5 protein-coding genes are annotated in these 15,795 nt (G+C 65.1%); 4 read left to right on the forward strand and 1 reads right to left on the reverse strand.

Annotated features, from left to right (window positions below; translation table 11 throughout):
* The first annotated feature begins 735 nt into the window (after positions 1-735).
* The 4 genes from D578_RS0111830 (at position 736) to D578_RS0111845 (ending at position 13,105) form a co-directional block, all read left to right on the forward strand.
* A complete protein-coding gene (locus D578_RS0111830) occupies positions 736-9,375 on the forward strand; it encodes a GH36-type glycosyl hydrolase domain-containing protein (RefSeq protein ID WP_018950155.1) in 8,640 nt (2,879 codons plus the stop codon).
* 386 nt (positions 9,376-9,761) lie between these two features.
* Positions 9,762-11,531: a GGDEF and EAL domain-containing protein gene (locus D578_RS0111835; RefSeq protein ID WP_026289323.1), complete on the forward strand. Its 1,770-nt coding sequence runs from the start codon at positions 9,762-9,764 to the stop codon at positions 11,529-11,531.
* 987 nt (positions 11,532-12,518) lie between these two features.
* Positions 12,519-12,677 carry a DUF3309 family protein gene (locus tag D578_RS15635; RefSeq protein WP_018950157.1) on the forward strand — a complete coding sequence of 53 codons (159 nt, stop codon included), beginning with the start codon at positions 12,519-12,521 and terminating at the stop codon, positions 12,675-12,677.
* A 113-nt stretch (positions 12,678-12,790) separates the two neighbouring features.
* A complete protein-coding gene (locus D578_RS0111845) occupies positions 12,791-13,105 on the forward strand; it encodes a BON domain-containing protein (protein WP_018950158.1) in 315 nt (104 codons plus the stop codon).
* Positions 13,106-13,240: 135 nt separating this feature from the next.
* Here D578_RS0111845 and D578_RS0111850 read toward each other — a convergent pair whose 3' ends face one another.
* The gene (locus D578_RS0111850) at positions 13,241-15,790 is read right to left on the reverse strand and encodes a chemotaxis protein CheB (RefSeq protein ID WP_026289324.1); all 2,550 of its coding nucleotides are present in this window, start codon (positions 15,788-15,790) and stop codon (positions 13,241-13,243) included.
* Between the last annotated feature and the right edge of the window lie 5 nt (positions 15,791-15,795).

The raw sequence follows: 15,795 nt of genomic DNA on the forward strand, positions 1-15,795 counted from the left end.
AACGCCGTGCGCGCGCAAAAGTGACTCGAGCCCCTGCATACAATGGCTTGTGGGTTTGGTGCCCCAGGGGGTTCGACCCCGTTTCTGCGGGCCGTTTGAAAAGGGCTTTTTTGTCGCTGCGAGTTCCGGGCGACCCGATCGAGTGCCAGGCACGTCATGCCCCAGGGAAAACCGTACCTCCAGCGGGTGGCCGATCGAGTGCGAGGCCAGATGAAGATGGCTCCACGTCCGGCACTTGGGTTGCAAGGTCGAAAACGACGTCTCCTCCTCTGCCAATTTCGGCGCTGACCAATGCGTCAACGCCATCTCATGGCCAAGGGCGGTAACGTTCAGCGCCCGACATCGCCCTGTCGCACCCGCTGCTCGAGAAACTCCTCGTCCACCATCCGCGCTGCGCTCTCGGCCTCCGGACAACCTCCCAGAGTCGAGGCGACTTCATGCCGCGTCCAGCCCTGTTCCGACCGCTCCAGCCGAGCCCCTCACGCGATCAGTGTTTCCCTGGCCAGGCTGGAGACCTCCACTTCCCGCCGAATCACGTTGGAGTCAAGGCGACGGTGCGCTGGCGAACATACGGGGGCAGTGCATGGTGCAAGACTGAAATGGCTGCAAACGACGGGGTAGGCCAGCCCGGCCCTGACCCGCCTGCGTCCGGACAAGGAGAAGGTCATCGACATCAAGGCGTTCGGATCTTCCTCGCGTACGCGCGAGGCGCTTCGCCACGACCGCGACACCGAGTTGCTGCGTTCCGAGCTGTTGAGCATCGAGCAGCTCAAGCGCCACGCGGTGACGCTGGCCGAGCAGCATCGTATTGATCCCCGCCCCGGGCCGGACCGGTTGCTGCCCCGGCTGGCGGACAATGAGCGGGTTCTGATCGCGGCCTACGACGTCGTCACCGGCAAGCGTACCGAGGCAGCGGGACAACGCATCGTGCCGGATGAGGCCTGGCTACTCGACAACTTCTACCTGATCGAGCAGCAGATCGGGATGGCGCGGCGGCATCTGCCCGACGGCTACAGCCGGCAGCTTCCGCACTTGGCCAATGGCCCGTCGGCGGGCTTCCCGCGCATCTACGATCTGGCGCTGGGACTGATCTCGCACATGGACGGCCGCGTTGATGGCGACAACGCCACCGAGTTCATCGCCGCCTATCAAACCGTCGAGCCCCTGAAACTGGGTGAGCTGTGGGCATTCCCGATCATGCTCCAGCTGGCGCTGCTGGAAAACCTGCGCCGCGTCGGGGTGCGCATCGCCCAGCGACGCGTGGAGCGCGACGCGGCCATCACCTGGGCGGACCGCATGCTCGCCTCGGCCGAACGCGAACCCACACAGCTGATCCAATTGCTGGCCGAGTTTGCCAGTGCCGACGTGCCGCTGACCGCGCCGTTCGTGGAGGAGTTCTACGGCCGGCTCCAGGCCCAGGGGCCGGCCATGGCCTTCGTGCAGACCTGGGTCGAGCAGAGATTGCTGGAACAGGGGGTGAGCACCACCGGATTGTCCGAGGCGTATGGACGCACGGCTGCCGCCAACCAGATTTCCATCGCCAACAGCATCGGCAGCCTGCGCTTCATTGCCGCCATGGACTGGAAGCAGTATGTCGAGTCCCTCAGCGTCGTCGAACGGATCCTCCGCGAGGATCCAATGGCAAGCTACGCAAGCCAGGACTTCGCGACCCGCGACCGTTATCGGCACGTCATCGAGGAAGTGGCCCGACAGAGCGGCAGCAGTGAAGCGACGGTGGCACGCGAAGCCATCGGTCTGGCGGAGGCAGCGGCCACGCACGGGAACCACCGGGACCGCCATGCGCATGTGGGCTACTACCTGATCGACCGGGGCCGGGAGGACCTGGAGCATGCAGCGGGCTACCAGCCCTCGTGGCGATCCCGTCTCCGTCGGGTGGTTCGAGAGCAGAGCCTGCCCCTGTATCTGGGCCCCATCCTGTTGCTCACGCTTCTCGTGGCGGCCGTTGTGGCAGCCCTCGGAGGGTTCGGGCCCGGTGACGGGCGGACCTGGCTGCTTGCGCTTCCGCTCTTCATCGCCGCCTCGGCGCTCGCGATCTCGCTGGTCAACCTCCTGTTCACGCGCGTCCTGCCACCGCGCGCCCTGCCCCGCATGGACTTTTCCCGCGGCATTCCCGACCGCCACCGCACCATGGTGGTCGTGCCCACCCTGCTGGGAAGCCCGCAGGACGTCGATGATCTGCTCGAGGCCATGGAGATCCGCTATCTCGGCAATCGAGATCCCAATCTGTTCTTCGCCCTCCTGACGGACTTCCGCGACGCTCCCGAACAAACCATGCCCGGGGATGAGACCCTGCTCGCCCATGCCCGTCGCGCGGTCGAGGAACTCAACCAGACCTACGCCGACGACCGCCCCTGCATCTTCTATCTGTTCCACCGACCCCGGGTGTGGAATCCATTCGAGCAGATATGGATGGGCCATGAGCGCAAGCGCGGCAAGCTGGAGCAGTTCAACGCGCGGCTCCGAGGCGAAGCCCTGACCGCCTTCACCGATATGGTTGGGGATCCGTCCGTGCTCGCGGAGATCCAGTACGTCATCACCCTGGATACCGATACGCAACTGCCGCGCGACGCCGCCCGCGCCCTGGTCGGCAATCTGGCACATCCGCTCAATCGCCCGGTCTACGATCCCGACAAGGGCCGCGTGGTGGAGGGCTATGCGATCCTGCAGCCGCGCGCGACGATCAGTCTGACCAGCGCCGAGCAGTCGAACTTCAGCCGATTGTTTGCGGGTGAATCCGGCCTCGACCCGTATACCCGTGAAGTCTCGGACATCTACCAGGATGTGTTCGGCGAAGGCTCGTTCATCGGCAAGGGCATCTATGACGTGGATGCGTTCCGGCAGGCCGTCGACGGACGCTTTCCGGACAATCTGATCCTCAGTCACGACCTGCTCGAAAGCGGATATGCGCGTTCGGCCCTGGTGACCGATATCGAACTGATCGAGGAGCATCCGGCCAGTGTTGCCATCGAGGCCAGTCGGCGGCACCGCTGGATACGCGGCGACTGGCAACTGGCCGGCTGGCTGCGGCCGCGCGTACCGGGGCCGCCCGGCCCCGACGGATCCATGGGACCGCGCCAGCCGAACCCGCTCTCGGCCCTGTCGCGCTGGAAACTGTTCGACAACCTGCGGCGCAGCCTGGTCGCGCCCGCGCTTGTGCTCCTCCTCGCAGGGGGCTGGCTGCTGGGTCCGGCGTGGCTGTGGACCCTCCTCGTCGCGGGCGTGGTGTTCCTGCCCACCCTGCTGTCCAGCATCATCGACCTGATCGACAAGCCAAGCGGACGCGACTGGGCGGATCACTTGAATCTGACCGGACGGTCGACCGGCCGGCCGCTTCTGCTCTCCCTGCTGACCCTGGCCTTCCTGCCCTACGACGCGCGGATCAGCGTGGGTGCGATCCTGCACTCGGGCATCCGCATGCTGTACACGCGAAGCGGCCTGCTGCTGTGGCACCTGCCCTCGTACGCCCGCCGCAACGCCCGCCAGACGCCAGTCGGCTTTTTCCGGGAGATGGCGATCGCACCCGGTCTTGCTGTGGTGCTGGGCGGGCTACTGACCATTACGGGAAGTCCGGTGGCGGTTTGGCTTGCCGCCGCCCCCATCCTGCTGCTGTGGCTGGTCTCACCGGCGCTCGGCTGGTGGATCAGTCGGCCGCGGATCGTTTCCACCCCGGACCTGACCGACGATCAACGCGCCTTCCTGCGGGCCGTGGCCCGACGCACCTGGCGCTATTTCCTGGATGTCGTCGGTCCCGAAGACCACTGGCTCCCGCCGGACAATGTCCAGGAATCCCCGGCACCGGCGATCGCAACCCGGACCTCGCCGACCAACATGGGCATGGCGCTACTGGCCGATCTGGCGGCGGTGGATTTCGGCTATCTCACGACCGGGGAATGCCTGCAGCGCCTCGGCAATACCGTGGCCTCAATGGAAAAGCTGGAACGCTACCGCGGGCATTTCTACAACTGGTACGACACCCGCACGTTGCAACCCCTCCAGCCGCAGTACGTATCGTCGGTGGACAGCGGCAACCTGGCCGGCAGCCTGCTCACCCTGCAGGCCGGGCTGGAGGAACTGAAGCATCAACCGATACTGGCCGCGAACGCATGGCAGGGACTACAGGACACCCTGCAGGTGCTCGCCGAACACTTGCCCCCTGGTTCTGCGCCCGAGTTGACGAAAACCGTCGGCCGGCTGCAGGAGACCCTGCGCGCCCTGTTACTGAACGGACCCGCGCAAACCCTGGCGGACGCCAGCAGTGCGTTGAGCGAGCTTCAACGCCTCGGTGGCGTGCTCCTCGAGGAGCCGCCGCCAGGTACCGACATCGACCCTGAACTGGATGCCTGGACGCAGGCATTCCAGCGACAGTCCCAGGCCCTGCAGGAAGAGTTCGCAACGCTGGTTCCCGCCACATGGCCGGACAACGGCCTCCCGACTCTGGCGGAACTGGCGCGGGCGGATTCCGAAGGTGCCGGCGCCCGGGCGCAGATTGACCTCATCGATGATTTGATCGGTCGTTGCGGGGCACTGGCGACGATGGATTTCGAGTTTCTCTACGACGTACCGCGCGACCTGCTGGCCATCGGCTATGACGTCACCGAACGGCGCCGTGACCCATCGTGCTACGACCTGCTGGCATCGGAAGCCCGCCTGGCCAGTTTCCTGCTCATCGCGCAGGGGCAGGTGCCGCAGAAGCACTGGTTCACCCTCGGCCGCCTGCTGACCCGCCATGGAGGCAACGTCAGCCTGATCTCGTGGAGCGGCTCCATGTTCGAATACCTGATGCCGCAGCTCATCATGCCGAGCTACGCCCATACCCTGCTGGATCAGACCGGCAAGGCGGCAGTGGCGCGCCAGATCGAATACGGCCGGCAACGCGCAGTGCCCTGGGGAATATCCGAGTCCTGTTACAGCGCCACTGATCTCGACCAGGTGTACCAGTACCGCGCCTTCGGCGTGCCCGGCCTCGGCCTGAAGCGCGGGCTGGGCGATGACCTGGTGATCGCGCCTTACGCCAGCGCCCTGGCACTGACCGTGGCACCGCAGGACGCCTGCCGTAACCTCCAGACCCTGGCCGATCAGGGGTTCCTCGGCGCCTACGGGTTCTACGAGGCAATCGACTACACGGCGACGCGCGTGCCGCACGGCAATCCGCATGCCGTCGTGCGCTCCTTCATGGCACACCACCAGGGCATGAGCCTGCTCGCCTTTGCCCATGTCCTGCTCGACCAGCCAATGCAGCGCCGTTTCATGTCCGACCCGCTGGTGCGGGCGACCGAATTGCTGCTCCAGGAACGGGTGCCGAAGAAGGGCGCCACCCTGCACCCGCATGCCGCGGAGGTCAGCGCCGCCGCCCGCCCCTCCGGCGCGGACACCGGTTCGATCATGCGCGTATTCACCGACCCGGACACGCCGATGCCCGAGGTTCATCTGCTGTCGAACGGCCGCTACCACGTCGTGGCAACCCATGCCGGAGGCAGCGCCAGCCGCTGGCGCGACCTCGCCGTCACCCGTTGGCGCGAGGATGCCACCACCGATGGCTGGGGCACGTTCATCTACCTGCGCGACCGCGACAGCGGGGAATACTGGTCGACAGGGCACCAACCCACCCTGCGCCGCGCCGACCACTACGAGGCGATCTTCGTCCAGGGGCGCGCGGAATACCGCCGCCGCGATCACGCCATCGAGGCCCACACCGAGATCTGTGTATCGCCCGAGGACGATGTCGAGATCCGCCGCGTCACCCTGACCAACCAGTCGTCCAGTACCCGCCACATCGAGGTGACCAGCTACGCGGAGGTGGTCCTTGCGCCGTTGAACGCCGACCTCGCGCACCGCTCGTTCAGCAATCTGTTCGTGCAAACGGAGATCCTGCCAGAGCGCCAGGCGATCCTCTGCACCCGGCGCCCACGCACGCCGGGCGAACAGGTGCCGTGGATGTTCCACCTGATGGCGGCCCCGGGTGCGACGACCGACGAACCCTCCTACGAGACCGACCGTGCCCGCTTCATCGGCCGCGGGCGCAGCGCAGCCAACCCGCTGGTGCTCGACAACCCGGACAGCGAGGCGGCCCTGTCCAATACGGATGGGCCGGTGCTCGATCCCGTGGTAGCGATCCGCCGCACCCTGACCCTGGCGCCCGACGAGTCGGCCAGCGTGCAGATCATCTCCGGGGCCGTGGATACCCGCGAGACCGCACTCGCCCTGCTGGAGAAGTATTGCGATCGCTACTTCGTCGAGCGGGCATTCGAGATGGCCTGGTTCCAGAGCCAGGAGGTGTTGCGCCACATCAATGCCACCGAAGTCGATGCCCAGGTCTTCGGTCGCCTGGCCAGTTCGGTCGTCTACGGCAACGCCCTGCGCCGCGCCAAGCCCGCCACCATCGCCCGCAACCGGCTGGGACAGTCCGGGCTGTGGCGCTTCGGTATCTCGGGTGACCTGCCCATCGTCCTGTTGCACATCCGCGACCTCGATCGCATCGGGCTGGTCAGACAGATTCTGCAGGCCCACACCTACTGGCGCCTGAAGGGCCTGGCCGCGGACCTGGTGATCGTGAACGAGGACTTCTCGGGCTACCGGGCCCTGCTCCAGGATCGGATCCTGGGGCTGATCCACGCAGGACCCGAGGCGCAGGTCGTCGACCACCCCGGCGGCGTCTTCGTGCGGCGTGCCGAGGAACTGACCGAGGACGAACGGGTGCTGCTACAGACAGTGGCCCGGATCGTCTTCAGCGACACGGCCAAGACCCTGAGCGAAGAGATGGAGCGGAGGGTGTCGGCAAAGTCGCTGGATCGGCGAGTCTCGAAGATGGGACGGTCGGTCGATCGGCGCCGCTCAAAGCTGGGCCGGTCGGTGGACCGGCGCGTGACCGCGACGCGTGCCTCGGACCTGCTGGAGCCCGCAAAGCCAGCCACCACCGAAGTGATCCATCCGCTGGCGTCACGCGAGCGGGTCTTCAGCAACGGGCTGGGCGGCTTCACCCCCGACGGGCATGAATACGTGGTCACCCTGGAACCCGGCGAGACGACCCCGGCGCCCTGGGTCAACGTCATCGCCAGCCCCTACATTGGCACGGTCATCAGCGAGAGCGGCAGTGCCTACACCTGGGTCGAGAACGCGCACGAGTTCCGCCTCACCACCTGGCACAACGACCCGCTCTCCGACGCCAGCGGCGAGGCCTTCTACATCCGCGACGAGGAGACCGGGACGTTCTGGTCGCCCACGCCGCTGCCGGCCCGCGGCCAATCCGGCTACGTATGCCGGCACGGGTTTGGCTACAGCGTGTTCGAGCACGCCGAGTCGGAGATCACCTCGGAGCTGTATACCTACGTCGCCATGGACGCTCCGGTGAAGATCGTGCGGGTCAAACTGAGCAACACATCGCAGCGGCCACGCAGCCTGTCGCTGACCGGGTATTGGGAACTGGTGCTCGGCGAGTGGCGGCACGCGAACATGATGCACATCGTCACCGAAACGGATGCGCAAACCGGGGCGCTGCTGGCACGCAATGCCTACGGCCGCGAATGCGCCAACCGGGTCGTGTTTGCCCATGTCGGCGGGCGCGAGCGCTGGATAAGCGGGAGTCGCGACGAATTCATTGGCCGCAACCACTCGCTAACCAACCCGGAGGCGATGCGCCGTAAACGACTGTCCGGCAAGACCGGCCCCGGCCTCGACCCGTGCGCCGCGCTCCAGACCCGGATCGACCTGGCCGCAGGAGAGGAACAAGAGATCGTGTTCGTCTTCGGTGCGGCCGCCAACGCCGACGAGGCGCGCCAGTACATCCAGCGATTCGGCGGACGCGCAGGCGCGCGACACGCACTCGAAGCGGTCTGGGAACACTGGAATCACACGCTGGGCGCAGTGAATGTCGACACCCCCGACCCCGCCCTGAACGTGCTGGCCAACGGCTGGCTGGTGTATCAGACCATATCGTGCCGGCTGTGGGGCCGCAGCGGCTATTACCAGTCCGGCGGTGCCTACGGGTTCCGTGACCAATTGCAGGACACCATGGCGCTCGTGCATGCCACGCCATGGCTGGCCCGTGAGCAACTGCTTCGCTGTGCCGGACGCCAGTTCCCGCAGGGCGACGTGCAGCATTGGTGGCACCCGCCCAACGGCCAGGGCGTGCGCACCCGGTTCTCCGACGACTACCTGTGGCTACCGTATGCCGCCTGTCGTTATGTGGCGGCCACGGGCGACACCGGCGTGCTCGACGAGTCCATTCCCTTCCTGGAAGGCCGCGAACTCCAGGCCGACGAGGAGGCCTACTACGACCAGCCGCAAACCTCGGCCGAAACGGCCAGCCTCTACGAACACTGCGTCCGCGCCCTCCGGCACGGCCTGCGTTTCGGCGTGCACCATTTGCCACTGATGGGCTGCGGCGACTGGAACGACGGGATGAATCTGGTCGGTAACGAGGGCAAGGGCGAGAGCGTGTGGCTGGCGTGGTTCCTGTTCGAGAACCTCGAGTTATTCGCCGACCTCGCGCGCAACCACGGCGACTCGGATTTTGCCGAGTTGTGCACCGCGCAGGCCGAAGCGCTTCGCAGCAACATTGAAGCCGAAGCCTGGGACGGTGCCTGGTACCGCCGCGCCTGGTTCGACAACGGCACGCCCCTGGGTTCGTCCAGCAACGAGGAGTGCCGGATTGATTCGATCAGCCAGAGCTGGGCGCTCCTCTCCGGTGGCGGCGATCCGCTGCGCGCCCGCCAGGCGATGGCGGCGGTGGACACGCACCTCGTGCGACGCGACGAGCGGATCATCCAGCTGCTCGACCCGCCCTTCGATCACTCCGACCTGGAACCGGGGTACATAAAGGGCTATATACCCGGTGTGCGCGAAAACGGCGGCCAATACACCCATGCGGCGATCTGGACCACGATGGCATTCGCCAGGATGGGCGACACGGAACGCGCCTGGGAATTCTTCGCCATGCTCAATCCCATCCACCAGGGCAGTACCCCGGAGGCGATCGAACGCTACCGGGTCGAGCCCTACGTGATGTGCGCGGATATCTACGGCGCCCCACCGCATACCGGCCGCGGCGGCTGGACCTGGTATACCGGAGCGGCGGGCTGGATGTACCGGCTAACGGTCGAGACCCTGCTTGGCCTGCACCTGGAAGCGGACCATCTGCGCATTGCGCCCTGCGTCCCTGCGGACTGGGACGCCTACCGCATCCACTACCGCTACCGCGAGACGGTCTACCACATCACCATCCGGCCGAGCGGGGAACCAGTAGGTCAGGAGACCCGCATGACGGTGGACGGTGTCGAGCAGCCGGATTCACGCATCCCATTGGTGGACGACCACCAGGAGCATCATGTCGAACTCCATCTCGTTACAAAGGCGTGATCACGCCCGCACCGGCCAGCGACAGAGGCAGGGTTGCCCAAGCACCCTGGGCAACGAGCCAGGAGACATGGCGACACCCATCGAACTAACGGCGTGTACGGTAACGCACAGACCCCCCTGTGGTATCGGTGCCACGGTGGCGCAAGAGCGTTCGACCCGGCGCGGTGTCCGCGCGGCGTTGCCATCATCACGTGCCCGGTCGAGCCGATTATGCGAACTGATACGGGGGTAGACGCATGGGGACACAAAGGGCACCGAGCCTCGAACACAATAGGGACAACACCATGGGGCAGAAACACCAGACGAGGAGTGCCTTGCGGCTCGCGGCGGAGGCCCGGCTCGAAGATGCCACACCCAAGGAGTCCCCCGAATCCTCCCAGGCGCTCGTGCACGAACTCCAGGTTAACCAGATCGAACTGGAGATGCAGAACGAGGCCCTGCGTCAGGCCCAGCATGAACTGGAAGAATCGCGTAACCGCTATGTCGATCTCTTCGAATCCGCCCCGGTGGCCTATGTCATCCTTGCGCGCGATGGCCGGTTGACGGACGCCAATCAGCTCGCCACCCGGCTCCTGGGACGCACCCCGGCACAGCTTCTGCAATATACCTTCGACCAGTTCATTGCCCCCTGCGACCGGGAACGATGGAAGGAACAGTCCGCGGCCGTGTGGGCGGGCACCCTCGACGCGCCCCAGGAGGCCGAGCTTCTACTCCAAAATGCGGAGGGCTCGCAGTTCCCGGCCCAACTGCAATGCGGCGCGTTGGACCCCTCCCACACCGGGACCACCATGCGCATCGCGTTCTTCGACATCACTGAACGCGCCGAGGCCGCGGCAGAGATCCACCGGCTGGCCTATTTCGATGCGCTGACCGGCCTTCCCAACCGCCGCCTGCTACTGGACCGCCTGGCCCAGACGCTGGCGACATCCGAGCGCAAGGGCCTCTACGGCGCGATCGTGTTTCTCGACCTCGACGATTTCAAGGTGCTCAACGATACCCGGGGTCACGACGCCGGCGATCGGCTACTCGCCGAGGTGGGACAGCGCCTGCGTGCCGGGCTGCGCGAAGGCGATACCGTGGCGCGCATGGGGGGCGACGAGTTCGTAGTGATCCTGGACGGCCTGGGCCCGACCCAGGAAAGCGCGGCCCTGCTCGCCCAGAACATTGGCGAAAAGCTGCGGCAGAGCATTGCAGAGCCCGTCGATCTCGGGGAGTTCGTGTTCCACTGCACGACCAGTATCGGGGTGCGCCTGTTCGGCCCGGGCGAAACGCAGGCGGAATTGCTCCAGCATGCCGATCTGGCCTTGTACAGGGCGAAATCGGCCGGTCGCAATCGGGTGATCTTCTTCGACCCGTCCATGCAGGCGGTGCTGGATGCGCGGGGCCGGCTGGAGGACGCCCTGGGCCGCGCGCTGCGCGAGGGACAGCTCGAACTGCACTATCAGCCCCGATTCGATGGAGAACGGCGTGTGGTGGGGGCCGAGTCTCTGCTGCGCTGGAGGCATCCGAAACACGGTCTGATGACGCCCAACGACTTCCTGGGGATCGCCGCGCAAACGGGTCTGATCTTGCCCATCGGGCGCTGGGTGCTGGAAATCGCCTGCGCCCAGCTCGCCACCTGGTCACAGGATCCAGCCACCCGTGAACTCACCCTGGCGGTCAATATCAGCGCCCTGGAGTTCCGGCAGTCCGATTTCCTCGACATGGTCCGCCAGGCGCTGGATTCCAGTGGCGCCAGTCCGGAGAAGCTGACCCTGGAGCTGACCGAGGGCGCGACTCTGGACAGCAGTGAAGAAACCATGTGCCGGGCGCGACAGCTCAGGGAACTCGGCGTTCGCTTGTCGGTGGACGATTTCGGAACGGGTTGGTCGTCCCTGTCTCGCCTGACACGGCTTCAACTCCAGGAAATCAAGATCGACCGATCGCTGGTGTTCAACATGGGTCAAGCGGGGACCGACACGACCCTTGTGTCCGCCATCATCGCCCTGGCCAAGAGCCTCGGCCTGGCGACCGTTGCCGAAGGCGTGGAGACCGAGGCACAACGTCACTTCCTCGCTGCCGAGGGTTGCGACACCTTCCAGGGTTTCCTGTTCAGCGCCCCGTTGCCACTGGAGGGTTTTCAGCGCCTCCTGCGGCACGCGAAACCGGGCTCTTAAGTATTGCGGCGAGAAGCTCCCGTCGAGTTCGCGGTCAGCATCTTCTGCCGCAGCTGTTCCTGACCCCTCCAGATTCTGGCAAGCGCACTCCTGGAAAACGCGGCGCCAGCGCCCGCTCCCCTGTCTGCGCGAGTGCCCTTGCGGCCGATTGCATCATCGGCGGCGTTTCCGAGTTCGTTGGCTGTCATGAGTTCTCCTGTTTCCGGGGTGGGTGGATACACGTCCCGTCGCGCTGGCGCCACACCGCATCCCCAGGCACAGCCCCCGGGAGAAAGAGAGCCCACGGCCTGCCAGGGAGACGCTGATTCATTCGCACGTCCGCCTTCGAGTCGATGGTTCTTGGCTTTCAAGGCGCGGCGAGTGATGTGTAGCCGAACCTTAATTGCAAACCGCAATGTCGTCTGCGGGCGCGAATTCAAAAGGCAAACGCGTCCGAACCCTCAAGGGGTTGGTGCCCCATGTTTCCCGATCCTGCGTTGCGCCCCATGGATCGACACGGGACCGTAGAGTGACTACGGCACTGCGCAGCGCGCCTGGTCTCGGAACACATGGGGCACCAATGCGGACGTGCGAATTCATCAACGTCCCCTCGCCGACTGACCCGACATGGAATCCGAGCAACGGTACAAGGGAAGGATGCCATACCGCCGGAGCCAGCTCTGTTCGCCGCCGAACAAAGTGATCATCCGTGCACGGGCCACCCGGCCACCCCCGGCCACCGCCCAGGCCCGCAGGAGATCCGAACCTGCCCCGGTCCATGGCCAGACGCGGGTTTGATCGTCCGCACGCCGGTGGAAGCCAAGGCCGCGTGCTTGCCCGTCGGCTTCGCATCCTGGTCCTCGCAACCGCCCCCTTTCCCGTCTCCCGAAAGGACCCGCTATGTGTGCGACATCGTACAGACGGGCCACTGCACTTGCGCCAGACTTTTCAACAGGTTCGAGCCATGAAGGCTCGACCCAAAAGGCCCATCACACGGAGAGAAACGCCATGACAACGGGAACCATCCTGCTCATCGTCCTTGTCATTCTGTTGATCGGCGTGATCCCCACGTGGCCGCATAGCCGGAACTGGGGTTATGCCCCGGGCGGCGTGATCGGTGTCGTGCTGATCATCCTGCTCATACTGCTACTAACTGGCCGAATCTAGATCCGAGCGTTCCTGACGAAGGACATGCAACAACCGACGCCCCCGAACCCAGGGCGGCACCTGACCGACCCGGTCCATGTCGACCTGGCCTGTACCCATCTGGAGAACAAGAAATGAGACAGTTGCGAGTTGTACCCCCGATCTTCCTGACCCTTTTGCTGGCCCTGCTCCTCGCGGGTTGCGCTGCATCGAATGAAAGACAGACTGTCGGCGAGTACGTCGACGATAGCGTAATCACCACCAAGGTGAAGGCGGCGTTGTTCAACGAGCCATCCCTGAGCGGATTCGAAGTCAGTGTCGAGACCTACGAGGGGCGGGTGCAGTTGAGCGGCTTTGTCAGTTCCCAGGAGGACATCAACAAGGCCGTCGAGATTACACGTGGCGTCGAGGGCGTAAGGTCGGTCGAGAACAACATGCAGCTCAAATAGCGGCCGGACGCGACAGGCCGCCCCCCCGATACGCACGCTCGGCCACCATGCCAAGGTCGCGATCGCGGTGGCGCGCCTCCACTCGTCCATTCGCCATGACGGCCCGCCCATTTGGGCGGGCCGTCTACGGTTTGCTTACTCCCGCAACGCGGCTTCCAGCCTCTTGGTCTCGGTGATATCGAGCAACGTGATCACCACCCCGTCGATCACGTTGTCCAGCCTCCGATAAGGCATGATGCGCACCTCGAACCAGCAGCTGTCGTCGGTCGTGATCTGTTTCTCCGAAGGGGTCAGGGTGCGCAGGGTTTCGTACGCGTCGTCTTGCAATTCCGGGTATTCCAGGCTGGTGGTCAGATCGCTGAGCGGCCGGCCGACATCGCTTTCCCGAAGAGAAAAGAGCTTGGCCGCCTTTTCGGTATAACGTCGGACATGCAGATTCTGATTCAGGAACAGGATGGCGATGTCGACGCTGTTGAGCACGTTCTGCATATCACTCTGCGCGAGCGCGAGATCATCCAGCTTGGCCTGCAGCTCGGAATTGATCGTCTGCAGTTCCTCGTTCATCGACTGCATCTCTTCCTTCGAGCTGTTGAGTTCCTCGTTGGTCGATTGCAGTTCCTCGTTGGCGGATTGCAATTCCTCGTTGGCCGCCTGCGATTCTTCCCGGGAGGTACGCGCCTCCTCGCGCAAGGACTCGATCTCGGCGCGGTACTGCTGCAGCTCGGCGTCATGCGCAGTTCTACCCTCGTCCGTGCGTCCACCCCGCTTGCCCGCCTTACCCGGGGGTAGATCACGGAATACGATCATGCTCATGCCCCGCAAGGGGGATGGGTCATGAAACGCCTGCACGGTGATATCGACACGCTGCACGCCGGCGGGCGTGGGCACCTCCAGGTTGTGCAGGTGTACGGGGCGCTCGGCCTTGGCCGCCTCCTTCAATGCACTGGAAAGCGGTGTGCCCAGACCCTCGCGCGCCATTGCGAAGATATTCCAGTTGGCCTTGCCGGCGGCCGGCTCGAGGTACTTTCCGGTATGGCCACTGACGTAGACGATATCCCCTTCGGCGTTGAGCACGACCGCGGCCGGGGCGTACACCTGCAGCAGGACCTGATCAGCCTCCGCCTGCAGCGGATCGATGTGTCGCGTGGAACTCTCGGCTGGGGACACGGAATGCTCCTTGTTCGTGCCTGACAGGGGCGGGAAGGCGTGTTGCAAAAAAACACCCCCGCCCTTGTGAGCGTGATCTTGGCGCTGGTAGAGCCGCAGCCGCGAGTCGATCGGGGTGAACAGATTGTCGAATTGCCCAATGGTCTCGGAAGTCCCCAGAAACAACACCCCACCCGGGCGCAGGCTGTAGTGGAACAGGGGCAGCAGTCTGCGCTGCAGCTCCGACCCAAAATAGATCAGCAGATTGCGACAGGCAATCAGGTCGAGCTTGGTGAAGGGCGGGTCCAGGATCACGTCATGCCGCGTAAACAGCACCATGTCCCGGATACCCTGCTTGATCTGGTAGTAGCGTTCATGGGCGGTGAAGAAACGGGCCAGCCTCTCGGGAGACACGTCGTCCGCGATCGCCAGCGGGTACTGGCCCCGCCGCGCCACCGCAATTCCGTCCGCGCTCAGATCCGATGCGAAGATCTGCAGCGTGAAGGCATGCGGCTGCGGGAATTGATCCATGACCTCGCGGAAAACCATGGCCAGCGAATAGGCCTCCTCGCCGGTCGAGCAGCCGACCACCCAGGCGCGCAGTTTGTGCTCCCCCGTCGGCCGCGCCAGCAAGTCCGGCAATACCGTCTCCGCCAGACGCTCCCAGGCTGCGGAATCGCGGAAGAAATTGGTCACGCCAATCAGCAGTTCCTTGAACAGGAGTTCGACTTCCTTCGGGTTGTGTTCGAGGAACTCGGCGTACTGCTCCAGGGCGGAAACCCCATGGATCGCCATGCGCCGTTCCGACCGGCGCAGCAGCGTGCTGGTCTTGTACATCGAAAAATCATGGCGGATCCGCTGTTGCAGCGAGGCGACGATCCGTTCCAGAGGAGGGGAAGTTTCCGCGGGTGGCGTGTCATCCGTGACCGCGCCCTGACCACTCGGCTGCGCCGCCACGACCGCCAGAATCCGCTCCGGCAGCTCACTCGGCGGCGCAACGATATCAGCACAGCCCGCCGCGATCGCGCTTCTGGGCATCGAGTCGAACTGCGCCGATTCGGGGTCTTGCACTGCAGTCAGACCGCCCACGGCCTTGATGTCCTGCAGACCCGCCGTACCGTCCGAGCCCATGCCGGACAGCACCACCCCGATGGCGCGTTCACCCTGCCCACTGGCCAGCGACGAGAACAGGATGTTGACCGGCAAGCGCATACCCCGCGGCGCCCCGGGTGCGGCCAGATGCAGCGTCGTGCCGACCACCGTGAGTTCCGTGTTCGGCGGAATCACGTACACATGACCGGGCTCAATGCGCATGTCCTGTTCGGCCGCACACACCGGCATGGCGGTGACCCGCTGCAGCAGCTCGGGCAGCAACCCCTTCTGAGTCGGATCAAGATGCTGCACCACGAGACAAGCGATACCGCTGTCGGGTGGCATCCGCTCCAAAAACTCCTCCAGCGCGACCAAACCCCCGGCTGAAGCGCCGATACCGATCATGCGCGGCGCCTCCGGACGGCTTGCAAAGGATCGGTCACCCATGCGCG

The organism is Thioalkalivibrio sp. ALMg11 (genome assembly GCF_000377905.1).
Lineage (GTDB): Bacteria > Pseudomonadota > Gammaproteobacteria > Ectothiorhodospirales > Ectothiorhodospiraceae > Thioalkalivibrio.